We start from the raw sequence: 22,262 nt of genomic DNA, 5'->3' as shown, positions 1-22,262 counted from the left end.
GGCAACGGATCGTTGCAGGGCCACGCCTTGCCGATGACGCGCACGAGGTCGAACATGCCGACCCACGGCGCGGAAAGCGACGTGGACTCACCGGGGATCGCAATGCAGGAACTGATCGACCGCTACGGCGTGCTGCTGGTGTTCGCCAACGTGCTGGCGTTGTCGCTGGGCCTGCCCGTGCCTGCGATGCCCACGCTGATCCTGGTCGGCGCCGGCCTGGCGCTGCACGCCGATCCGCTGTGGCTGCCGCTGGTCGGCGTGCTCGGGGTGTCGGTGCTGGCCTCGCTGATCGGCGACAGCGTGTGGTTCTACGCCGGTCGCCGCTACGGCAACCGCACGCTGCAGTCGCTGTGCCGGTTGTCGCTGTCGCGCGACACCTGCATGAAGCGCACCGAACGATTCTACGGACGCTTCGGCATCCGCATCCTGTCGGTGGCGAAGTTCATTCCCGGCCTGTCGATGGTCTCCGTGCCACTGGCCGGCGCGATGCAGGCGGGCCTGCCGCGTTTCCTGCGCTACGACGGCCTGGGGGCCGCGTTGTGGGCCGCATTGGGACTGGGGCTGGGCGTGTTGTTCGCCGATCAGGTGGAGCGCGTCATCGATGCGCTGTCGCAACTGGGCACGGGCGCCGTCGTCCTGATCATCGCCGCGCTGGTCGCTTACGTCGGCTGGCGGTGGTGGCGTCGGCGTACCTTGCTGAAATCGCTGGAGTCCGCCCGCATCGATCCGCCGGCGCTCGACGCGCTGGTGCGCGCCGGCGCGTCGCCCGTCGTGTTCGACATCCGCGCGCCCGGCTTCCGCGATGTGGATCCCTACGTCATCCCCGGCGCGATCTTCGCCGACGAGCGCCAGCTCGACGGCATCCTCGCCACCTATCCGCGCGAGGGGAAGATCGTCATCTACTGCGCCTGCCCGGACGAAGTGTCGGCGGCCTGGATGGCGGGGCGCCTGCGTGCGGCGGGTTTCCGCGACGTGCTGCCGCTGCGCGGTGGCATCGACGCGTGGCGGGCAGCGGGATATGGCGTGGAGCGGCTGGGCGGCTGACCCTGTTTGCCCGTCAGGGTTCGATGCAGACCCGGTTGCGGCCTTCGCTCTTGGCGCGGTACAGCGCGGCATCGGCCGCCGCCATCATCCGGCTGCAGGTGTCGCGCTCGGGTGTCAGCGAGGCGATGCCGATACTCACGGTGATGCGCTGCGCTTCGCCGCCAGGCCGGAACACTACCGCTTCTACCGCTTCGCGCAGGCGCTCAGCGAAGCCGTAGGCGGCTTCGGGTCCGCATTCCGGCAGCAGTACCGCGAACTCCTCGCCGCCGATGCGCGCGGCGGCATCGTCGTTGCGAACGTGCCGGCGCACCAGCCCCGCGATCTGTTTCAGCACATGGTCGCCGGAAATATGACCGTAGCGGTCATTGATCGGCTTGAACAGGTCCACGTCGATGATGCACATCGTCAATGCGCGGTGGTGGCGCATCGCGCGCGCGATCTCTCTCTCCACCGTCTCGATGAAATGCCGGCGGTTGTACATCTCCGTCAGCGCATCGTGGGTGGCCAGTTGGTAGATCTCTTCGTGGTAGTGCGCTTCCACGCTGCTGTGGCTGATGAACTTGAGGATGCTTTCGCCCAGCGTCAGGTGATCGCCGTCGGCCAGCGCGGCTTCCTGCACGGGTGCATCGTTCAAGCGCGTGGTGTTGGTGGCGCCGAGGTCGCGGACGCGGTAGGTCTCGCCATCGCGCCAGATTTCGCAATGCAGGCGCGACACGCTGTTGTGCGGGATATGCAGGTCGGCTTCCTGCGAACGGCCCACGACCACCCGCTGGTCGCCGATGTCCGCGCGCCGGCCCAGGCCTTCGCCCTGGATCACCACCACGCAGGCGGAGCGGGGCGACAGCGGGCGCGGGCCGTCGCTGAGGACGGTCCGGAGCGTGGTATGCGGGTCTTGGGGGTCCCGGGACATGCGAGCGCGGAAGGCGGATGCGTCCGGGAGTGTACCGGATCGGCCGGCGGCGACAGGCTTCCAGTACCATGGCGTCGCCCACCGGGGATAGTGGCATGACATCGCAACCGTACGACGACCTCGCGCCCACCGAGCAGCTGGCCACGCGCCTGCAGGACGCACCGACCGCGCCCGACGGCACGCTGGCGCCCGGCGCGCGGCTGGGCCGCTATCGCATCGAAGGCCTGCTCGGCCGCGGTGGCATGGGCGAGGTCTATCGCGCCGCGCAGCTCGAACCCGTCCGCCGCGAGGTAGCGTTGAAGCTGCTGCGCGCGCAGAAACTGCAGGCACGCCACCTGGCCCATTTCGAAGTCGAACGGCAGGTATTGGCGCAGATGCGCCACCCCGCCATTGCGCAGATCTACGACGCCGGCGCCACCGAGGAAGGCTTTCCGTTCTTCGCGATGGAGCTGATCGAGGGTAGCCCGATCACGCGCTATTGCCGCGAACAGCGTCTGTCGCTGGACGAGCGCGTGGGGTTGTTCATCCGCGTCTGCGAAGGCGTGCAGCACGCCCACCACAAGGGCGTGGTCCACCGCGACCTGAAGCCAGGCAACCTGTTGGTCGACACGCTGGATGGCCGGCCCGTGCCGAAGATCATCGATTTCGGTATCGCGATGGCGGCCTCGCTGGCGGGCGAGGCGGCGCTCGAGCGTGCCGGCACGCCCGAATACATGAGTCCGGAACAGGCGCATGGCGACGCGCACCAGGTGGACACGCGCAGCGACGTCTATTCGCTGGGCGTGGTGCTTTACGAACTGATTACCGGCGTGCGCCCGGATGCAGTCGGCGAGACCTGGGCGGCGGATACGCCCACCGCCGTGGCGCCTTCGTCGCGATTGGCGGCATTGCCGGTGGAGCAGGCACGCCAGTTTGCCGACGAACGCCGGCTCTCGCCGGCCGGCATGCGCGACCGCCTGCGCGGCGATCTCGATTGGATCGTGCTCAAGGCGATGCAACACGATCGCGAAGCGCGCTACGGCTCGGTGGCCGCGCTGGCGGACGACCTCCAGCGCTATCTCGATGGCCGCGTGGTGCATGCCGTACCGCCTAGCCGTGCGTACGCGGCGCGCAAGTTCCTGCGCCGCCATCGCACGGCGGCGGCCGCCGCCGCGGTGGTGTTGCTCGCGCTGTTCGGTGGCCTGGGGCTTTCGCTGTATGGCCTGCAACAGGCGCGCGCGCAGCGTGCGGTGGCCGAATCGCGCAGCGCGGAACTGGAGAAGGTCGCGGCCTTCCAGCAGTCGATGCTGGAAGGCATCGATATCGAGACCATGGGCGTGGGCTTGTCCGAAGGGCTGGTCCGTCAGGTGACGAGCGTGGACCCGGGCGCCGCGTCCGCGTTCGGCGCGACGCTGGCGAAGGCGAGTACCGGCGACTTGGCGCGCGACCTGGTGGACCGCCAGTTGCTCGCCAATGCAGAAGCGGCCATCGCTCGCGATTTCGCCGACCAGCCCGACGTGGCCGCCAGCCTGCGTGAATCGGTCGCGCGCGTGTATGCCGCCATCGGACGTTACGACAAGGCGGCAGAGCATTTCGGTCAGGTCGCCGAACACCGCGCGGTTGCGTTGGGCGAGGGTGCACCGGAGACGCTGCGCGCACGCAACGAACAGGTGCAGGCGCTGCTGGAGGGGGCGCACATCGACCAGGCCGAGACCGTGTTGCAGAAGGCGCTGCCTCGCGCGTTCGCGCTGCCGGTGAACGACCGCGTGCGGGTCAAGCTGGAGCTGGCGCAGGCGCAGGTCATCTCTGCACGTGGCGATCGCCCGCGTGCCAAGGGCGTCGTGCAGGCCGTGCAGGAGCGCCTGCTCGCCAGCGTCGGCGAGCGCGATCCCGCCACGCTGGAGGCCACCAACAACCTCGCCGCCGTCCAGCGCAACCTGGGCGAACTACCCGAGGCGCGCGCCAACATGGAGAAAGTGGTGGCGCTGCGGACCGCGACGCTGGGGCCGGACGACGACGAAACCCTGTCCGCGATGGGCAACCTGGCCGTCCTGCGCATCATGAATCGCGAGAAGGAAGCGGCGATCGCGATGCAGCGCGACCTCACGACGCGCTACACCACCAAGCTGGGCAGCGAGCATCCCATCACCCTGCAGGCGCGCAGCACGCTGGCCACGATGATGATCGATGGCGGCGACGAGACGTCGGTGAAAGCCGCGGTTCCGGCATTGCAGGACGTGCTTGCCGCGCGCGAGCGCGTGCTCGGTCGCGATCATCCGCAGACGGTGCGCACCCGCCTGAACCTGGCGACGGCGTACGCGAGGCTCGACGACTTCGCCGCGGCACTGCCGCTGGAAGAGCAGGTGATCACCGCGCGCAGCCGTACCCAGGGCGCCGCGCATCCGGACACGCTGTCGATCCTGGTCAACCATGCCGGCACGCTGCTCAATGCCGGCCAGCCGGAAGCGGCGCTGCGTCTGTTGGGCGACGTGCAGCCGCTGGCGTTGAAGACGCTCGGCGAAAAGCACCCGCAGGCGCAGATCACGATGGTCATCCGTGCCGAAGCGCTGCGCGTGCTGGGCCGTATTCCGGAGGCGCTGCCGGAGTACCAGCGGCTGTTCGAGCTGCGCCGGCGGGTCCTGGGTGAAACCGACCTGGAAACGCGCATCGCCGCCTGGAACCTGATCGATACTTACGGCGAACTGGGGCGAAAGGCGGAGGCCGAGCCGCTGTACCGGCAGTACGTCGCGCCGCTGCTGGCGGCGGATCCCAAGACCTTGAGCGATGACGATGCCGATTTCGTGCGGCTTTATCGCGAAGGCAAACGGCCGGGCAAGCAACCTCTCAAGCGAGGCTGACGGGACGACGCATCACTCGCCTGGCTTGGCCGCGGCGCTCGGCGCCTCGGAGGCGGCGCGGCGCGCCAGCACCGCTTCGCGATGGGCGATATAGGCATTGGCGCCGAAGATGATGCCGGCGCCGACCAGGGTCCAGGAGTCGAGCGTTTCGTCGAACAGCAGCCAGCCGAACAGCGCGACCACTGGCAGCTGCATGAAGCTGATCGGCGTCAGCGCCGACACTTCGCCCAGCTTCAATGCGCGCGTCCACAACATGTGGCCGCCGGTGCCCAGCACGCCGGCGGCGATCACCCACACCCAGGTGATGCCCTGCGGCCATTCCCACACCGCCAGCGCAGGCAGCAGCGACATCGGCACCCACAACAGGGTGGTGTAGATGACGATGCGGTCGGCCGGCTCGGTGTTCGAGAGTTGCTTGATCTGGATGGCGACCAATGCGCTCATCACGGCCGCGAGCACGGCGATCAGCGCGTCCACCGTGAACTCAGTGGTGCCTGGCCGCACGATCACCAGTACGCCGATGAAACCCAGCCCCACCGCCGTCCACCGGCGCGCGCGCACCTGCTCGTTGAGCATCGCCGCCGCGGCCAGCGTGACGAACAGCGGCGTGGAATACGACAGCGATACCGCCTGCGCCAGCGGCAGGTGGCCGATCGCCCAGAACCCCGCGAGCATCGAACAAATGCCGATCAGGCAGCGGAACAGGTAGCGCGGGAACTGGGTGGTCTTCAGGATGCCCGGCCCATGCCGCAGGATCAGCGGTGCCGCGGCGAGCAGGCCGAAGAAATTGCGGAAGAACGCGATCTCGAACGTATGCAGCGTCGCCGACGCGAGCCGGATCGAGACCACCATCAGCGCGAACAACACCGTGCTGCCCAGCATCAGCACGGCGGCGCGGAAGTGGGCGGGAACGGTGGGCATGGGACGGTGCGACGGCCTACCAGCGCGCGCCGATGATCTTCGGCTCGGGTTCGATGGCGACGCCGAAGCGCGCATGCACCGATTCGGCGATGCGCCGCGCGAGCGACAGCAGTTGCGCGCCGGTGGCCAGGCCGTGGTTCACCAGCACCAGCGCGTGCGCGGCGGATACGCCGGCATCGCCGTCGCGATGGCCCTTCCAGCCGCACGCTTCGATCATCCAGGCCGCCGACACCTTGCGGTTGTGCGTGGCGTCGCCGCGGAACACGGGCAGGGTGGGGTAGTCGACCAGCAGCGCGTCGGCCTGCGCCTGGGAAATGATGGGGTTCTTGAAGAAGCTGCCGGCGTTGCCGACGACGGCCGGGTCCGGCAGCTTGCGGCGGCGGATGTTCACGACGGCCGCGCCCACGTCGCGCGCCGTGGGCGCGCTGATGCCCATCGCGCCCAGTTCCTCGCGGATGCCGGCGTAGTCCAGGCGCAGGTGCGGCGTGCGCGGCAGCGCGAACTCCACCGCCGTCACCAGGTAACGATCGGCCTCGTGCTTGAACACGCTGTCGCGGTAGGCGAAGGCGCACGCCGCGCGGTCCAGCCTCACCATCACGCCATTGTGGCGGTCGAGCGCTTCGACCACCTCGATGAATTCACCGACCTCGGTGCCGTAGGCGCCGATGTTCTGGATCGGCGATGCGCCCACGGTGCCGGGGATCAGCGCCAGATTCTCCAGGCCGCATAGGCCCTGCTCGAGCGTCCACATCACGAAGGGATGCCAGGCGACGCCGGCATCGGCGCGCACGCGCGCCTGCGCGCCATCGTCCGACAGCACGCGCTGATCGCGCGTGACCATCGCGATGACCGCGCCCGGGGCATCGCCGGCGAACAGCAGGTTGCTGCCGCCGCCGATCACCAGGCTTTCCGCCTCGGTGACCTGCGGCAGGGCGAGTACCTCGGGAAGCGCCGCGGTGTCGTCGACCTCGATCAGCCACGGTGCCGTCGCCGGTACCCCGAAGGTGGTGCGGTCACGCAGCGGCGCGTGCGCGGTAAGGCGGTACCCCTGGGTCATTCGGGGGCTACCGGGCCACGGCTGGGGGCTTCGCGGCGGCGGCGGATCGCTTCGACGCATTCGCGCACGAGTTCCGGTCCGCGATAGACGAGGCCGGTGTAGCACTGCACCAGCGAGGCACCGGCGGACATCTTCGCCACCGCATCGGCGCCGGACAGGATGCCGCCCACGCCGATCAACGGGATGGTGTCGGGCAGGCGCGTACGCATGCGACGCAGCACCAGCGTGGCCTGGCCCATCAGCGGTGCACCGGACAAGCCCCCGGTTTCGCGGGCCTGCGGGTGCTCCTGCACGCTCAGGCGCGAAACGGTGGTGTTGGTGGCGATCACGCCATCCACCTGCATGTCGCCAAGCACGCGGGCGACGGCGTCGATATCGCTGTCGGACAGATCTGGCGCGATCTTCACCAGCATCGGCACGCGCTTGCCATGCTGGGCGGCGAGGTCTTCCTGGGCATCGCGCAACGTGCCGATCAGCTGGCGCAGCGCCTGTTCTTCCTGCAGCTCTCGCAGTCCGGCGGTGTTGGGCGAGGAGATGTTGACGGTGATGTAGTCGGCTAGTCGGTAGACGCGCTCGAGGCAGTACAGGTAGTCGGAAGCGGCACGCTCGTTGGAGGTGTCCTTGTTCTTGCCGATGTTGATGCCGAGCAGGCCGCGGTCGCGGCGCGCGGCTTCGACATTGCGCACCAGCGCGTCGACGCCTTCGTTGTTGAAGCCGAGCCGGTTGATGACGGCCTTGTGCTGCGGCAGGCGGAACATGCGCGGCTTCGGGTTGCCGGATTGCGGCTTGGGCGTGACCGTGCCGATTTCGACGAAGCCGAAGCCCAGCCCGAACAGCGCGTCGATGTGCGCGCCGTTCTTGTCCATGCCGGCGGCGAGGCCGACCGGATTGGGGAAGGTCAGGCCCATGACCTTGGTGGGCATGGGCGTGATCGGCCGCGCCACCAGCGGCGTGGTGCCGGTGCGGTAGGCGAGGTCGAGGGCCTTCAGGCCCAGGCCGTGGGCGGTTTCGGCATCCAGGCCGAACAGGAAAGGTCGGGCGAGGGGATACATGGAGGCGGGCGGGCTCAGTTCAGCGTCGCCAGCCAGGCCAGACCGCCCAGGAACATGAAGAGCACGATGATGCCCACGACCCACAGCAGTGCCGACAGCCAGCCCAGGATGAGGCCGCCGATGGCGAGCCCGTCGCCGTCCAGCGTGCCGCCGCTGCGCCGGATTTCGCCGCGCGCCATGTGCCCGGTGACGATGGCGACGAGCGTGCCGATGAAGGGCAGCAGCGTCCAGCCGAGGATGCCGGAGACGAGGCTCGCGATGGCGAGGCTACTGGTGGTGCGGGCTTGGTTCATCAGGAGCTCCGTGCAGGGGTCAGGGAGGTGCGCTGGCGCTGGATCGGGCCGGCGCAAACACGCGCGCCACCCCGGAGGGTGGCGCGATTATCCCAGAACGTGAGCCCTCGCGGGGCTGCCGGCACGCTTGCGCGCCGGCTACGACGCACTCAGAGGTCGAACTTGATGCCCTGTGCCAGCGGCAGCGAGTCGGAGTAGTTGATCGTGTTGGTCTGGCGGCGCATGTAGACCTTCCATGCATCCGAGCCGGACTCGCGGCCGCCACCGGTCTCCTTCTCGCCACCGAACGCACCACCGATCTCGGCGCCGCTGGTGCCGATGTTGACGTTGGCGATGCCGCAGTCGCTGCCGGCCGCCGACAGGAACTGCTCGGCCGCTTTCAGGTTCTGGGTGAAGATCGACGACGACAGGCCCTGCGGCACGGCGTTCTGCATGTCGATGGCTTCGTCCAGCGTCTTGTACTTCATGACGTACAGGATCGGCGCGAACGTCTCGTGCTGGACGACCTCATCGGAATTCTTCAGGCCGGTGACGATCGCCGGCAGCACGAAGTTGCCCGGGCGGTCGATCGCGGTGCCGCCGGTTTCGACGGTGCCGCCGCTGGCCTTGGCCTTGGCGATGGAATCCAGGAACTGCTGCACGGCGCCCTGGCTATTGAGCGGGCCCATCAGGTTGGCCGGGTCGGTCGGGTCGCCGATCTTGCCTTCCACCTGCTTGTACGCCTTGATCAGCGTGGCGAGCACGTTGTCGTAGATGGATTCGTGCACGATCAGGCGGCGCGTGGTGGTGCAGCGCTGGCCGGCGGTGCCGACGGCGCCGAACACGATGCCCGGCACGGCCAGCTTCAGGTCGGCGGTTTCGTCCAGGATGATCGCGTTGTTGCCGCCCAGCTCCAGCAGGCTGCGGCCCATGCGGCGCGCGACGCGCTCACCGACCGTGCGGCCGACCTGGGTGGAACCGGTGAAGCTGATCAGCGGGACGCGCTTGTCGTCGACGAACTGCTGCGCCAGCTCGACGCCGGCATCGTTGATCAGGAAGAAGATGTCCGGGAACCCGCCGGCCTTCAGCGCGTCGTTGCAGATCTTCATGCTGGCGATCGCGGTCAGCGGCGTCTTGTTGGACGGCTTCCAGATGCAGATGTCGCCGCAGATGCCGGCCAGGAACGAGTTCCATGCCCACACCGCGACCGGGAAGTTGAACGCGCTGATGATGCCGACCAGGCCCAGCGGCTGGTACTGCTCGTACATCCGGTGGCCCGGGCGCTCGGAGTGCATGGTGTAGCCATAGAGCATGCGGCTCTGGCCCACGGCGAAGTCGGCGATGTCGATCATCTCCTGCACTTCGCCATCGCCCTCGGGCTTGCTCTTGCCCATTTCCAGCGCGACCAGCGAACCGAGCGCGTCCTTGTGCTTGCGCAGGGCTTCGCCGCACAGGCGGATCGCTTCGCCGCGACGCGGCGCCGGGGTGGTGCGCCAGATCTTGAACGCGGCCTGCGCACGGGCGACGACCTTCTCGTAGTCGGCCTGGCTGCTGGCATGGACCTCGGCGATCACCTCGTTGGTGGTCGGGTTGATCGACTGCAGCAGGCCGGCGTCGGTCGTCGTGGACCACTCACCGCTGCCGAGATAGGTGCCGGAGTTGGTGGTGGCGAGGCCGAGGGCCTTGAGGAGGTCAGCAGGCATGGAAGCTCCAGGTCATTGCACGGGATGCCGCCGGACCACGCACGGCATCGAAAGGGGTCCGCGATTCTACCAGAGCGGGTGGGGCAGGTCGTACGTAAGCCCCTGTTTTTCCGGAGGTTCCGGCGCGATGTGCGCTTGCGCGGAACGCCGAGGATTCAGCGCCCGGGTTTGCTCGGATTGCCGATGCGGCAACGGATCGCTCGTCGATTCGACGAGGTGTGCGCAAGGGAGAGGAGATGGCGGCCCCGACACGATTCGAACGTGCGACCTTCCCCTTAGGAGGGGGACGCTCTATCCAGCTGAGCTACGGGGCCAAGACGTCGGAAGGATAGCGCATGGTCGTGACGCCTCCCAAGACGTCCGCCTAGCGAACGTTTGATGGCCGCTGGGTTCCGCGGTGGCGCATCCGGTGCGTTCTGCGCTACACCTTGTCCGACGATGAAGACGGGGGCGGTGCATGCGGGGATGGGGAGCGGTCCTGTTGGTCCTGCTGCTGGTGGGGTGTTCCCAGCGTCCTGAGGGCATCCCCGCGCCGGCTCCCGGCTGGTTTGCGGGCTTCAAGCAAGGCTGTCCCGACCTGCGCGGCACTTACACGTTCAATCACGCTGGCGGGAAGCGGCAACGGTTCCTAGGAGTGGCCATGGAGCGCGCGCTCGACAAGGTGCCCGACCACTACGGCGTGTGGAGCATCGATGCCATCGACGATCAGCAGATCGTCTTCAGCAGTTGGAGCAGTACGGAAGATACGCACGCGGCCTTCAAGGCGTGGCGTCGCGAAGAGCCCTACCAGTACGCGCTGTGGGCCGGATCGCTGGTGGCGCGGCAGGCGGTGGGTGGGCTGCGCCTGGAGCGTGACCACCGCAAGGTGCGCGTCCCGCCGCCGATGTTGACGCAGCAGCTGACCACCTCGATCAGCAACATGGCCTATTCCTGCGAGAAAGGATGGGTGGTCTTCAGCGGCGACGAGATGCCGGATGTCGACCACATGGACCGCGGCGAAGTGAGGATGACGCGGGCCCAGGACGGTGGTTTGGTGGCGGTGACGCGCTACAAGGTCCGGCAGAGTTTTTCCATCTGGTGCGGCGATGGCTGCAAACCCGACATCGATCTGGGGGAAGGCGAGCGCGAGTACTGGTGGCATGCCGCGCCCGCGCCGGCCGCCGAGATCACGCCGATCGATTGGGCGAAGTGGGTGGCCAACGACGATCGGCCGCTGGCGGCGCGTGAGATGTATCAAGACGGTGTCTTCATGCCGTACCAGACCCAGGAGCAGCGGGATGCCCGCCTGCTGGCCAAGAAATACCTCAGCGGCGCCATGGATGAGGTGCCGACACCCGCGCCGGACGCCAGCGTGGCGATGTGTGCACCCCTGACCCGGAAGCTCGGCGAGCAGGTGGCGGGATCGCTGGACATCACCCGCGTGCAATGCACCGCGCGGCGCTGCACGCTCGAAGGCCGCGCCGACACGCGATCGCGGGTCTCCGATGCCATGCGGGCGATGGACCACGGCGGCGTCAGGGGCGTGGACCTGGCGATGCTCGAACAGATGCGCGAGGGGCAGTGCTTCGTCTTGAACGTGGACCACGACTGCGCCGAATGAGCCTGGACGCCATGGACCTCCGCCATCCTGCCGTGATCGCGCTGCTGCAGGAGCACCTGGACTGGATGCACCGCATCTCGCCGCCCGAAAGCGTGCATGCGCTCGACCTGGACGCGCTGCGGCAACCCGACATCGCCTTCTGGACGCTGTGGGACGGCGAGACGCTGACCGGATGCGGTGCGTTGCGCGTGCTGGACGCGACCCACGGCGAAGTGAAATCCATGCGCACCGCGCAGACGCACCTGCGACGTGGCGTCGCCGCGACGATGCTCGAACACCTCCTGGCCGAGGCGCGCGGGCGCGGGTACACACGCCTCAGCCTGGAAACCGGTTCGATGGACTACTTCGCACCCGCACGCGCCCTGTACGCGCGTGCCGGTTTCCTTCCATGCGCGCCCTTCGGCGATTACGCCGAAGACCCGAACAGCGTCTTCATGACCCGCGCGCTGTAGGCAAGGTGGATTGGTTTCAGTTGCATCCAACTGAAATCATTGGCTTTGTTGCGTCGCAACGCTTGACAGCCCCCCGGGGTGCCGTGTTTTTCTTCCGGTCATGCGATCCCTTGCCCACGCGCTTGCTGACACGATCCCGGCCCCGATGCCGGCGTCGGCGCATGCGTGCGGTGGACGCACGACCCTGATTACGACCATTACCACCCTGACTCGTCAGGTGCGGCTGGTCGTGTTCGCGTAACTCGCAACCCACGGCCCCGCACCCGGATCAGGATGCAGGGCCACCCCGATTCCTGATGCGTGCCGGGCCTCCCAACCGAGGTTCCTGAGCCATGTCGTCCCGCAGCGCCGAAGTCGAACAACCGAAACACCGCACCGTCGTCCACAAGTTCGGCGGCACCTCCGTCGCGGACGCCGAGCGCTACCGCCACGTGGCGAAGCTGCTGCTGGCGCGCGACGAGGAGGTGCAGGTCACCGTGGTGTCGGCCATGAAGGGCGTCACCGATGCGTTGATCGAGTTGTGCGAGCTGGCCGCTGCCAACCGTCCCGAGTGGCACGAAAGCTGGCACGCACTGCGGGCCCGGCATCGCGGCGCGGCGGTGGCGCTGTTGGGCGAAGCGGCCGGGCCGGTGATCGAATGGGTGGACGAGCGCTTCCAGCGGCTGGAAGAGATCCTCAATGCACTGATCGTCATCGGCGGACTGCCCGAGCTGGTGCTGCAACGCGTGCAGGGCTTGGGCGAAGTGTGTTCGGCGCGGCTGCTGGGCGAATACCTGACGCTGCAGGGCGAAGACTGCGCCGTGCTGGATGCACGCGACGTGTTGCGCGTCGACCATGGCGAACTCGGCGTGGTGGTCGACTGGGAGGAAAGCGCACAGCGGCTGGCCGCGTGGCGCGCCACGCATCCGCAGCGACGGGTGGTGGTCACCGGCTTCGTCGCGCGCGATCGCGAAGGCCGCTTCACCACCCTGGGCCGCAACGGCAGCGATTATTCCGGCGCGATCTTCGCCGCCCTCTACGACGCGGCCGAACTGCACATCTGGACGGATGTGGACGGCGTGTTGTCGGCCGACCCACGGGTGGTGCCGGAAGCCGTGCAGCTCGGCGCGCTGAGCTACGACGAAGCCTGTGAGCTGGCGTACTTCGGCGCGAAGGTCGTGCATCCGCAGACGATGTCGCCGGCGATGGAACGCGGGTTGCCCATCATCATCCGCAACACGTTCCATCCCGAGCATCCCGGTACCCGCATCACCGCCGAGCGCGACGCGGTGGGCCCGGTGAAGGGCCTGACGCTGAGCGCCGACCTGGCACTGCTGAACCTGGAGGGCACCGGCCTGATCGGCGTGCCGGGTACGGCGGAGCGCGTGTTCGCGGCGCTACGCAACGCGCATGTGTCGGTGGTGATGATCTCGCAGGGTTCGTCGGAGCATTCGATCTGCTGCGTGGTCAAGGCCAGCGAGGCCGCAAAGGGCCAAGCCGCCCTGTTGGACGCCTTCGCCCATGAGTTGGATACCCGCCAGATCCAGCGCGTCCAGCGCCGCGACGGCGTCAGCGTGCTGGCGGCGGTCGGCGACGGCATGGCCGGCACGCCGGGCGTGTCGGCACGCCTGTTCGGCGCGCTGGCCCGTGCCCAGGTGAACATCCTCGCGATCGCCCAGGGCTCGTCCGAACGGAACATCTCCGTCGCCATCGACGGCGCAGACGCGACCAAGGCGCTGCGTGCCGCTCATGCGGGATTCTGGCTGTCGCCGCAGACCTTCGCCATCGGCGTGATCGGGCCCGGCAACGTGGGCGCGGCGTTGATCGAGCAACTGCGCGCAGCGCAGCCATCGCTGCTGGCCAAGGCCAATCTCGACCTGCGCCTGCGTGCCATCGCCTCCAGCAAGCGCATGCTGTTGGACGATCGCAGCCTCGGTGGGGATTGGCGTGAGCGCTTCGACGCCAGCCCGCAGCCCGCTGACCTGGACCGTTTCACCCAGCACCTGCTGTCGGCGCACATGCCGCATGCAGTCATCGTGGACTGCAGCGCCAGCCCGGTCGTCGCCGACCGCTATGCCGAGTGGCTGGCCGCCGGCATCCATGTCATCACGCCGAACAAGCAGGCCGGCGCCGGACCGTTGGCGCGCTATCACGCCATCCGCGAGGCCGCCGCCGCCAGCGGCGCGCGCTTCCGCTATGAAGCGACCGTCGGTGCCGGCCTGCCGGTGATCTCCACGCTACGCGACCTGCTGGATACCGGCGATGCCGTGGTGTCGGTGGAAGGCATCTTCTCGGGCACGCTGGCCTGGTTGTTCAATAAGTACGACGGCAGCGTGCCGTTCTCGCAGTTGGTGACCGAAGCGCGCGGCCTGGGATATACCGAGCCCGATCCGCGCGACGACCTGTCCGGCACGGACGTGGCGCGCAAGCTGGTGATCCTGGCGCGCGAGGCGGGCCGCGAGCTGGCGTTGGAAGACGTGCAGGTCCAGAGCCTCGTGCCCGAGTCGCTGCGGCAGGCGAGCGTGGGCGATTTCATGCAGCGGTTGAGTGAAGTGGATGCCGATTTCGATGCGCGCCTGGCGACGGCGAAGGCCGCCGGCAACGTGCTCCGCTACGTGGCCAGGCTCGATGCGGAAGGCCGCGCCAGCGTCGGACTGGTGGAGCTGCCCGCCGCGCACGCGTTCGCCAACCTGCGGCTGACCGACAACATCGTGCAGTTCACCACGCGGCGATACTGCGACAATCCGCTGATCGTGCAGGGCCCCGGTGCGGGGCCGGAAGTCACCGCGGCCGGCGTGTTCGCCGATGTGTTGCGCGTGGCGGCAGGGCAGGGAGCCAAGCTGTGAGGCACGCATCGACAGGGCCATCGGGAGCGTTGTGGGCATGAGGCAGCAGGCAAGTGCGTTTTCACCGGCGTCGGTGGGCAACGTGGGCGTGGGGTTCGACATCCTCGGTCACGTGATCGAAGGGGCGGGCGATACGGTGACGGTGCGTCGCATCGATTCGCCCGAGGTGCGCATCGCGTCCATCCGCGGCGCCACGGTCGACCTGCCGCTGGATGCGCCCGACAATACCGCGGGCGCGGCGCTGATCTCGTTGCGCGACGCCCTCGGCGTGCCGTTCGGTTTCGAAGTCGAGATCGAAAAGGGCATTCCGCTGGGCTCGGGCATGGGCGGCTCCGCGGCGTCCTGCGTGGCGGCGCTGGTCGCGGCCAACGCGGTGCTCGACGCGCCACTCTCGCGCGAAGCCCTGTATCCGCACGCCCTGGTCGGCGAGGCGGTCGCCAGCGGCGGCCAGCATGGCGACAACCTCGGCCCGATGCTGCTGGGCGGGTTGGTGCTCGCCACGGCAGAGCATCTGGTACGCGTCCCGGTGCCGGACGCCTGGCACAGCGTGCTGGTGCACCCCGATGCGATCCTGGAGACGCGCCGCGCGCGCGCCGCCTTGCAGGGGGCCTACGAGCTGAAGGAATTCGTCGCCCAGAGCGCCAACCTCGCCTTGGTGCTGGCGGGTTGCCATGCCGGCGATGCATCGCTGGTCCGCGCGGGGCTGCGCGACATCCTGGTGGAGCCGCGTCGCGCACCGTTGATCGTCGGCTTCGACGCGGCGAAACAGGCAGCCCTGTCAGCGGGTGCGATGGGCGCCAGCATCTCCGGCGCGGGTCCCAGCGTGTTCGCCTGGTTCGAGTCACGCGTCGAGGCCGAAGCCGCTGCGCCCGCCGTGCAGGCCGCGTTCGCGGCCGCTGGTTTCGACAGCCAGGCCTGGGTGTCGCCGATCAACGCGCCTGCCGCGCGCCTGCTGCCCGTTTCCTGACGCGCTTCATCGCACCTCTTCATCCACGGTCTCGATCCATGAATTTCATTTCCACCCGCCATGCCGCACCTGCCGCCACGCTGAGCCAGGCCATCGCCGCCGGCCTCGCGCCGGATGGTGGCCTGTACGTGCCCGACGCGCTGCCCCCTTCGCGTGACCTCGCGCCGGGACGCGACATCGCCGATACCGCGGCCACGCTGCTGGCGCCGTTCTTCGCCGGCGATGCCCTCGAGGGCGAACTGGCGTCGATCTGCCGCGAAGCGTTCGACTTCCCTGCGCCGCTGCGCGCACTCGGCACCCCTGCCGACCATGTGCTGGAGTTGTTCCATGGGCCGACCGCGGCCTTCAAGGACTTCGGCGCGCGTTTCCTGGCGGCCAGCATGGCGCGAGTGCGACGCGGCGAAGCCAAGCCGCTGACGATCCTGGTGGCCACATCCGGCGATACGGGCGCAGCGGTCGCGGCGGCGTTCCATCGCCAACCCGGACTGCGCGTGATCGTGCTGTATCCCGACGGCCGCGTCTCGCCGCGGCAGGCGCACCAGTTGGGCTGCTTCGGCGACAACATCACGGCGCTGCGCGTCGCGGGTTCGTTCGACGATTGCCAGGCCCTGGTGAAGCGAGCGCTCAACGACGCCGAGCTGCAGGCGCAGGCGCCGCTGAGTTCCGCCAACAGCATCAGCCTGGGCCGGCTGCTGCCGCAGATGAGCTACTACGCGCACGCGGCGCTGACCCATCGCGCGATCAGCGGCCGGGCGCTGAATCTTGTCGTGCCCACGGGCAACCTCGGCAATGCATTGGCGGCGATCCTGGCGCGCGCGCTGGGCGTGCCGTTGGGCCGCATCGCGCTGGCGACGAATGCCAATCGCGTGCTGCCTGACTTCTTCGCCGGCGCCGAGTACGCGCCTGCCGCCAGCGTCGCGACCCTCGCCAATGCCATGGACGTGGGAGCGCCGAGCAATTTCGAACGCCTGCGCTGGCTGTTCGACGCCGACGATGTCGCGTTGCGCGCGGCGTTCTCCGCCACGGAGGTCGACGATGCCGCCATCCGTGAGGTGATCGCGCGGCGTTACCGTGACCATGGCGAAGTGCATTGTCCGCATACCGCCACCGCGGTGAAGGTGCTGGAAAACCTGCGCGCCCAGGGCGAGGGCGGTGATTGGGCGGTGGCGGCGACCGCGCACCCGGCCAAGTTCGAGAGCGTGGTGGAGCCGTTGATCGGTCGTCCCGTCGAGGTGCCACCCGCGTTGGCGGACCTGCTGGCGCGTCCTGCCCACGCCGCCGCCGTCCCCAACGACTACGCCGCATTGCGCCAAGCCGTGCTGGCCGGCGTGTAAGCTGGCCGCATGCCCCGTGCCCTGACTCCGCTCGCCCTGGCCTGCCTGCTGGCCTTCACCGTGCCCGGATGGGCACAGACGCAGGCCGCGCCCACCGCCACCGCCGTCTCCACGCCGGACGTCCGCGCGCTCAAGCCAGGCGAGTTCCTGTGGTATCCGCAGATCGCGCCCGAGGGTCCCGTGGTCCTGGTGGTCAGCCTGGACGAGCAGCGTGCGTACGTGTACCGCAACGGCATCGCGATCGGCGTGTCGACGATCAGTTCGGGCAAGGAAGGCAAGGAAACCCCGACCGGGGTGTTCACCATCCTGCAGAAGAACAAGGATCACCGTTCCAACCTCTACAACAACGCGCCCATGCCCTACATGCAGCGCTTGACCTGGGATGGCATCGCGCTGCACGGCGGCAACCTGCCCGGCTATCCGGCCTCGCATGGCTGCGTGCGTCTGCCGCAGGCGTTCGCGGAGAAGTTGTTCGGCATCACCCGCTTCGGCGATTCGGTCGTGGTCGCCAACGCGAAGGCGTCGCCGGCGAGCATCGTGCATCCCGCCGTGCTCGCGCCCGTCACCTCGGGCGGGCAGTCGGCGCATCCATCGCTGTCGGCCTACGAGGTGTACTGGAACGAAGCCGCTTCGCCGGAAGGACCGGTCAGCATCCTCGTCAGCCTCTACGACCAGCGTGTCTCGGTGCTGCGCAATGGCGTGCTGACCGGTTCGGCGCCGTTGCAGATGGTCCAGGACTTCGCCCTCAACGGTACCGTGCTGTTGGTGATGACGACGGAGAAGGAAGACATCCCCAGCCTGCTGGACCCGCGCCAGAAGGAGTACCGCTGGGTCGCCCACCGTGTGTTGGGTGAAGCGAATGCCCCGATGCCGCCGCTGCGCCGGTTGGGCGAAGCATTCTGGATTCCGCAGGATTTTTCGCGTCGGCTGTACGGCATCCTGACGCCGGGCACGACGGTGCTGCTGTCGGACCTGCCGGGGGTTCATGCAACGCCGGCCGAACAGGCGCCGGTCCCGGTCTTGGAATCGGACGAAGCCGGCCCCACCACGGCCGTACGCTGAGTCGCGGACGGAATCGGGAGATCGGCGTTGTTCCCCCAGGTCTGTCCGCCATGAATCTCCGCCCGATCACCTCCTCGCGTCGCCTGTCTTTCGCTGCCCTGTGCGCGATGGCGCTCGCCGTGCCTGCCATGGCCGCACCGCCTGGCGACAACACCGAACGCCTGGTCGACGTGCTCCATCGCGCCGCGCCCGCCCTCGATCGCAAGGTCCTGTCGATGGCGGCGAAAGCCATGGCCTGTTCGATCAAACGCGGTGGCCCGGTGCCTTCGCAGCGCCTGAGCGTGATCGACTATTCGCGCCCGTCCACACAGCCGCGGCTGTGGGTGTTCGACCTGGAGCGCCAGCGCCTGTTGTTCGAGGAGTGGGTGGCGCACGGACGCAATACCGGCGAGAACCTCGCGAAGAAGTTCTCCAACGCCAATGGCAGCTACATGTCGAGCCTGGGTGCGTTCGTGACGCAGGAGTCTTACAGCGGGTCGAACGGGTATTCGCTGCGCCTGCAAGGCCTGGAGCCCGGCTTCAACGACAACGCACGCGAGCGCGCGATCGTCATCCACGGTGCGCCCTATGTCAGCGACGCGCTGATCCGCGCGCAGGGCCGCCTCGGTCGCAGCCTGGGATGCCCGGCCGTACGCGCGGCCGTGGCGCGTCCGCTGATCGACACGATCCGTGGCGGCTCCTTCGTGTTCGCCTACTACCCGGATGCCGATTGGCTGAAGCACTCTTCGCTGCTGAGTGCCGACTGCGGGGAAGGTGTCGCGACGCATCCGACTGCAGCCGTCGATGCAGGCGGCTGAGCGCCGCGCTCAGATTTTCAGCGGGATCTTCAGGTAACGGCGGCCGTTGTCTTCCGGTTCGGGCAGGCGGCCCGCACGAATGTTGACCTGCAACGAGGGCAGCAGCAGGACGGGGGCCGACAGGGTGGCGTCGCGTGCTTCGCGCATGGCGACGAAGCTGGCTTCGTCCACGCCGCCACCGACGTGCACGTTGCGCGCCTTCTCGTCGCCCACCGTGGTTTCCCACGCGAAATGGTCGCGGCCGGGCGCTTTGTAGTCGTGGCAGAGGTATACGCGGGTGTCGTCAGGCAGCGCGAGCAACTTCTGGATCGACCGGTAGAGCGTGCGCGCATCACCCCCGGGGAAGTCCGCGCGCGCGGTGCCGTAGTCGGGCATGAACATGGTGTCGCCGATGAACACGGCGTCACCGATGCGGTAGGACACGCAGGCCGGGGTATGGCCGGGCGTATGCAGCACGTCCACCTGCAGTTCGCCCAGCGGGAAGGTATCGCCGTCGCGGAACAGCCGGTCGAACTCACGGCCTTCGCCGCTCACGTCATCCATGCCGAACACCGGCGCGAAGGTGCGCTGCACGTCGATGATGTGCTCGCCGATGCTGATGGGGGCGCCGGTCTTCTCCTTCAGGTAGGGCGCGGCACTGAGATGGTCGGCATGCGCGTGCGTTTCCAGTATCCAGGCCACGGATAGCCCTTGGTCTGCGATGAAATCGAGCAGGGCATCCGCCGAGCGGTACGACGCGCGGCCGGCGCGATGGTCGTAGTCGAGCACCGGGTCGATGATCGCCGCCTGGCGCGTCGCGGGGTCCCAGACCACGTAGCTGACGGTGTTGGTGGCTTCGTCGAACTGGGCGTGCACGCGGAGTGGGTTCATGGCGGTTTCCATGGGTTGCTTTTAAATTTAGCAAATACTAAATTAAGTAAAGCCTGAAGTGAAGCGCGGTCCATGCCCCTGAAACAACGCGAACTGCAACAGTTGCAAGCCAGCGCTGCCGAAGCGGCCGCGCTCATGCGTGCGCTCGGGCATGACGGCCGCCTGCTGGTGCTGTGCACGCTGGTCGCCGAAGGGGAGTGTAGTGCGGGCGCCCTGTCGCAGGCGGCGGGGCTGAGTCCGTCCGCGCTGTCCCAGCACTTGGCGCGCTTGCGCGAGGACGGGCTGGTGGACAACCGGCGCGAAGCACAGACGGTGTACTACCGCATCGCCGATCCCCGCGTGGAGCGGATCGTCGCGCTGCTGAAGGATCTCTACTGCCCCTGAGGACCCAATGACGCTTCCCACTCTTTCTCCGCAACAAGCCCAGGCGCTGCGCGCGCAGGGTGCCGTGCTGGTCGACATCCGCAGTCCGGATGAATACGCCCGCGAGCATATTCCCGGCGCGGTGCCGTGGCCGATCACGCAGCCGCCGGAACACCTGCCGGATGGCGCGACGGCGCTGGTGTTCCATTGCCGTTCCGGTGCACGCACGCAGGCGCACGCCGCCGAACTGGCGGGCACAGCGGGTTGCCAGGCCTATCTGCTGGAAGGGGGCCTCGACGCCTGGCGTCGCGCGGGCCTGCCCGTGCAGGTGGATCGCCGACAACCTATCGAGCTGATGCGCCAGGTGCAGATCGCGGCGGGCGCTCTGGTGCTGGCGGGTGTGTTGCTGGCGGTCGTGGTGTCGCCGTGGGGATTGCTGCTGTCCGGATTCGTCGGCGCAGGCCTGGTGTTTGCCGGGATCAGTGGCTTCTGCGGCCTGGCGCGGCTGCTGGCCGGGATGCCCTGGAACCGCCGCGCAGTGCCATGATCTTCTCCCTCGCCCCCTCTCTGTCGAATGGAGCCCGTCATGAGTGACACCCAGCGCATCAGCCTCACCCTGGAGCAGGAGGAGGACTACGCCTTCCGCATCCGCTTCGACGAGACCACCATCGCCGACCTGATGACCGACGAGTCGGCGCCGCTGGGCAAGGGCGAAGGGCCGAATCCGACACGCCTGCTGTTGTCCGCCGTGGCGAATTGCCTGTCGGCGAGCCTGCTGTTCGCATTGCGCAAGTTCAAGAACACCCCGGGCAAGCTGGTGACGCATGCCACCGCGGAGCTGGCGCGCAACGAACAGGGCAGGTTGCGGGTGGGCCATATCCACGCCGATATCCGGCTTGCGGAAGCGGGCGCGGCGCATGCGTCGCTGGAACGCATCCTGGCCCAGTTCGAGAATTTCTGCGTGGTCACCGAAAGTGTGCGCCACGGCATCGACGTCTCCGTGAGCATCACCGACGCCGACGGCGTGCAACTGCACGGCACGGCCCGGACGCCCGGTGCCTGAGTCGCTGTAACCGCTTCCGTCGCCGCTGCGGGGTGAAGCCCCGCCGGGGGCGTGTCATTATCGGGTTCCGTTCCGTCCGTATACGAACCCGTCCGTGATCGCGCCCATCAAGGGGAAGGCCACTTCGCTGGACATCGCCCACCTGGCGGGCGTGTCCCAGCCCACCGTCTCTCGCGCGCTGCGCGGCAGCCCGATGGTCAACGAGGAAACGCGCAAGCGCATCCTGGCGATCGCCGAGCAGCTGAACTACAAGGTCGACAAGAACGCCTCCAACCTGCGTCGCCAACACTCCGGCACGCTCGCGCTGCTGTTCTTCGAAGACCCGACGCCGGACGAATCGGCGATCAACCCGTTCTTTCTGTCGATGCTGGGCAGCATCACCCGCGCCTGCGCGCTGCGCGGCTACGACCTGCTGATCTCGTTCCAGCAGCTGTCCAACGACTGGCAGGCGGATTACGAGGACAGCAAGAAGGCCGACGGCATCATCCTGCTCGGTTATGGCGACTATCTGGAATCGCGCAGCCGGCTGGAGCGCCTGGTGGAGCAGGGCACGCATTTCGTGCGCTGGGGGGCCGTGCAGCCGGATACGCCGGGCGTGTCGATCGGCTGCGACAACACGCAGGGCGGCCACGACATCACCGCGCACCTGGTCGCACAAGGCCGTCGCCGCATCGCCTTCCTCGGCCATGCATCCAACCACTATCCGGAGTTCTTCGAGCGCTACCTCGGCCATCGTCAGGCGCTCGAAACCGCAGGCTTGGTAACGGACCCCGCGCTGCAGGTGGACGCGATCACCACCGAACAGTCCGGCCACGAAGCGGCGATCGAACTGCTGGCGCGCGGCGTACCGTTCGATGCGATCTTCGCGGCCAGCGACCTGATCGCCGTCGGTGCCATGAAAGCCTTGCTCGAGCGCGGCCTGCGTGTCCCCGAGGATGTCGCGGTCGCCGGCTTCGACGACATCCCGCTGGCCAGCTTCGTCAATCCCGGTCTTTCCACCGTGCAGCAGGACACCAAGCTGGCGGGCGCCTTGCTGGTCGAGACCCTGCTGGCCCTGATCAACGGCGAGCCTGCCGAGAGTCAGACGATCCCGGTCAGGCTGGCACTACGCGGATCGACGGCGGCGAAGTAAG

The 22,262-nt window shown here is 68.2% G+C and carries 20 protein-coding genes and 1 tRNA gene; 13 read left to right on the top strand and 8 right to left on the bottom strand.

What is annotated here, in order from left to right; genetic code table 11:
• Positions 1–102: 102 nt before the first annotated feature.
• Positions 103–1,044, top strand: a complete 942-nt coding sequence (locus BM365_RS03365; RefSeq protein ID WP_093489439.1) for a DedA family protein/thiosulfate sulfurtransferase GlpE — start codon at positions 103–105, stop codon at positions 1,042–1,044.
• Between the two features lie 13 nt (positions 1,045–1,057).
• Here BM365_RS03365 and BM365_RS03360 read toward each other — a convergent pair whose 3' ends face one another.
• Complete coding sequence (locus tag BM365_RS03360; protein WP_158253453.1) at positions 1,058–1,954, bottom strand: GGDEF domain-containing protein; 897 nt, start codon at positions 1,952–1,954, stop codon at positions 1,058–1,060.
• Between the two features lie 95 nt (positions 1,955–2,049).
• On the opposite strand from BM365_RS03360, the gene BM365_RS03355 reads away from it, so the two are divergent.
• Positions 2,050–4,791: a serine/threonine-protein kinase gene (locus BM365_RS03355; protein ID WP_158253454.1), complete on the top strand. Its 2,742-nt coding sequence runs from the start codon at positions 2,050–2,052 to the stop codon at positions 4,789–4,791.
• 12 nt (positions 4,792–4,803) lie between these two features.
• Here BM365_RS03355 and BM365_RS03350 read toward each other — a convergent pair whose 3' ends face one another.
• From BM365_RS03350 to BM365_RS03325, 6 genes are all read right to left on the bottom strand, one after another.
• A complete protein-coding gene (locus BM365_RS03350) occupies positions 4,804–5,712 on the bottom strand; it encodes a DMT family transporter (protein ID WP_093486588.1) in 909 nt (302 codons plus the stop codon).
• Between the two features lie 16 nt (positions 5,713–5,728).
• Positions 5,729–6,769, bottom strand: coding sequence for a UDP-N-acetylmuramate dehydrogenase (gene murB / locus BM365_RS03345; protein WP_093486586.1), 1,041 nt, complete (start codon positions 6,767–6,769; stop codon positions 5,729–5,731).
• Positions 6,766–7,821 (bottom strand): quinone-dependent dihydroorotate dehydrogenase, encoded by a 1,056-nt coding sequence (locus tag BM365_RS03340; protein ID WP_093486584.1) that lies wholly within the window; start codon positions 7,819–7,821, stop codon positions 6,766–6,768. Before BM365_RS03340 ends, murB begins: the two co-directional genes overlap by 4 nt.
• A gap of 14 nt (positions 7,822–7,835) precedes the next feature.
• Complete coding sequence (locus tag BM365_RS03335) at positions 7,836–8,114, bottom strand: DUF4190 domain-containing protein (RefSeq protein ID WP_093486582.1); 279 nt, start codon at positions 8,112–8,114, stop codon at positions 7,836–7,838.
• A 149-nt stretch (positions 8,115–8,263) separates the two neighbouring features.
• Positions 8,264–9,796 (bottom strand): L-piperidine-6-carboxylate dehydrogenase, encoded by a 1,533-nt coding sequence (locus BM365_RS03330; RefSeq protein ID WP_093486580.1) that lies wholly within the window; start codon positions 9,794–9,796, stop codon positions 8,264–8,266.
• Between the two features lie 237 nt (positions 9,797–10,033).
• Positions 10,034–10,110: transfer RNA gene (locus BM365_RS03325), tRNA-Arg, on the bottom strand.
• A 326-nt stretch (positions 10,111–10,436) separates the two neighbouring features.
• Here BM365_RS03325 and BM365_RS03320 point away from each other — a divergent pair.
• The 7 genes from BM365_RS03320 to BM365_RS03290 all read left to right on the top strand — a co-directional run bounded on the left by BM365_RS03320 (position 10,437) and on the right by BM365_RS03290 (position 18,833).
• The gene (locus BM365_RS03320) at positions 10,437–11,396 is read left to right on the top strand and encodes a hypothetical protein (protein WP_093486578.1); all 960 of its coding nucleotides are present in this window, start codon (positions 10,437–10,439) and stop codon (positions 11,394–11,396) included.
• Positions 11,393–11,848, top strand: coding sequence for a GNAT family N-acetyltransferase (locus BM365_RS03315; RefSeq protein WP_093486576.1), 456 nt, complete (start codon positions 11,393–11,395; stop codon positions 11,846–11,848). The genes BM365_RS03320 and BM365_RS03315 overlap by 4 nt, the downstream gene beginning before the upstream one ends.
• Positions 11,849–12,180: 332 nt before the next feature.
• On the top strand, positions 12,181–14,673 hold the full coding sequence (gene thrA / locus BM365_RS03310; protein WP_093486574.1) for a bifunctional aspartate kinase/homoserine dehydrogenase I: 2,493 nt from the start codon (positions 12,181–12,183) through the stop codon (positions 14,671–14,673).
• A 37-nt stretch (positions 14,674–14,710) separates the two neighbouring features.
• Positions 14,711–15,640: a homoserine kinase gene (locus BM365_RS03305; protein WP_093486572.1), complete on the top strand. Its 930-nt coding sequence runs from the start codon at positions 14,711–14,713 to the stop codon at positions 15,638–15,640.
• A 38-nt stretch (positions 15,641–15,678) separates the two neighbouring features.
• On the top strand, positions 15,679–16,974 hold the full coding sequence (gene thrC, locus BM365_RS03300) for a threonine synthase (protein WP_093486570.1): 1,296 nt from the start codon (positions 15,679–15,681) through the stop codon (positions 16,972–16,974).
• A 9-nt stretch (positions 16,975–16,983) separates the two neighbouring features.
• Positions 16,984–18,036 carry a L,D-transpeptidase gene (locus BM365_RS03295; RefSeq protein WP_093486568.1) on the top strand — a complete coding sequence of 351 codons (1,053 nt, stop codon included), beginning with the start codon at positions 16,984–16,986 and terminating at the stop codon, positions 18,034–18,036.
• A 107-nt stretch (positions 18,037–18,143) separates the two neighbouring features.
• Complete coding sequence (locus tag BM365_RS03290; protein WP_233210858.1) at positions 18,144–18,833, top strand: murein L,D-transpeptidase catalytic domain family protein; 690 nt, start codon at positions 18,144–18,146, stop codon at positions 18,831–18,833.
• Between the two features lie 9 nt (positions 18,834–18,842).
• Here BM365_RS03290 and BM365_RS03285 read toward each other — a convergent pair whose 3' ends face one another.
• The gene (locus BM365_RS03285; RefSeq protein WP_199186223.1) at positions 18,843–19,703 is read right to left on the bottom strand and encodes an MBL fold metallo-hydrolase; all 861 of its coding nucleotides are present in this window, start codon (positions 19,701–19,703) and stop codon (positions 18,843–18,845) included.
• Positions 19,704–19,775: 72 nt separating this feature from the next.
• Between BM365_RS03285 and BM365_RS03280 the strand changes: the two genes are divergently transcribed.
• The 4 genes from BM365_RS03280 (at position 19,776) to BM365_RS03265 (ending at position 22,261) form a co-directional block, all read left to right on the top strand.
• The gene (locus BM365_RS03280; protein ID WP_056880561.1) at positions 19,776–20,087 is read left to right on the top strand and encodes an ArsR/SmtB family transcription factor; all 312 of its coding nucleotides are present in this window, start codon (positions 19,776–19,778) and stop codon (positions 20,085–20,087) included.
• A 7-nt stretch (positions 20,088–20,094) separates the two neighbouring features.
• Positions 20,095–20,613 (top strand): rhodanese family protein, encoded by a 519-nt coding sequence (locus BM365_RS03275; protein WP_093486562.1) that lies wholly within the window; start codon positions 20,095–20,097, stop codon positions 20,611–20,613.
• Between the two features lie 39 nt (positions 20,614–20,652).
• Entirely contained in the window at positions 20,653–21,129 is a 477-nt protein-coding gene (locus tag BM365_RS03270) for an OsmC family protein (RefSeq protein ID WP_093489437.1), read from the top strand.
• Between the two features lie 97 nt (positions 21,130–21,226).
• Positions 21,227–22,261, top strand: coding sequence for a LacI family DNA-binding transcriptional regulator (locus tag BM365_RS03265; RefSeq protein ID WP_233210859.1), 1,035 nt, complete (start codon positions 21,227–21,229; stop codon positions 22,259–22,261).
• Position 22,262 lies beyond the last annotated feature (1 nt).

Source organism: Pseudoxanthomonas sp. YR558 (assembly GCF_900116385.1).
Lineage (GTDB): Bacteria > Pseudomonadota > Gammaproteobacteria > Xanthomonadales > Xanthomonadaceae > Pseudoxanthomonas_A.
This window is presented reverse-complemented; position numbering and strand designations above follow the sequence as displayed.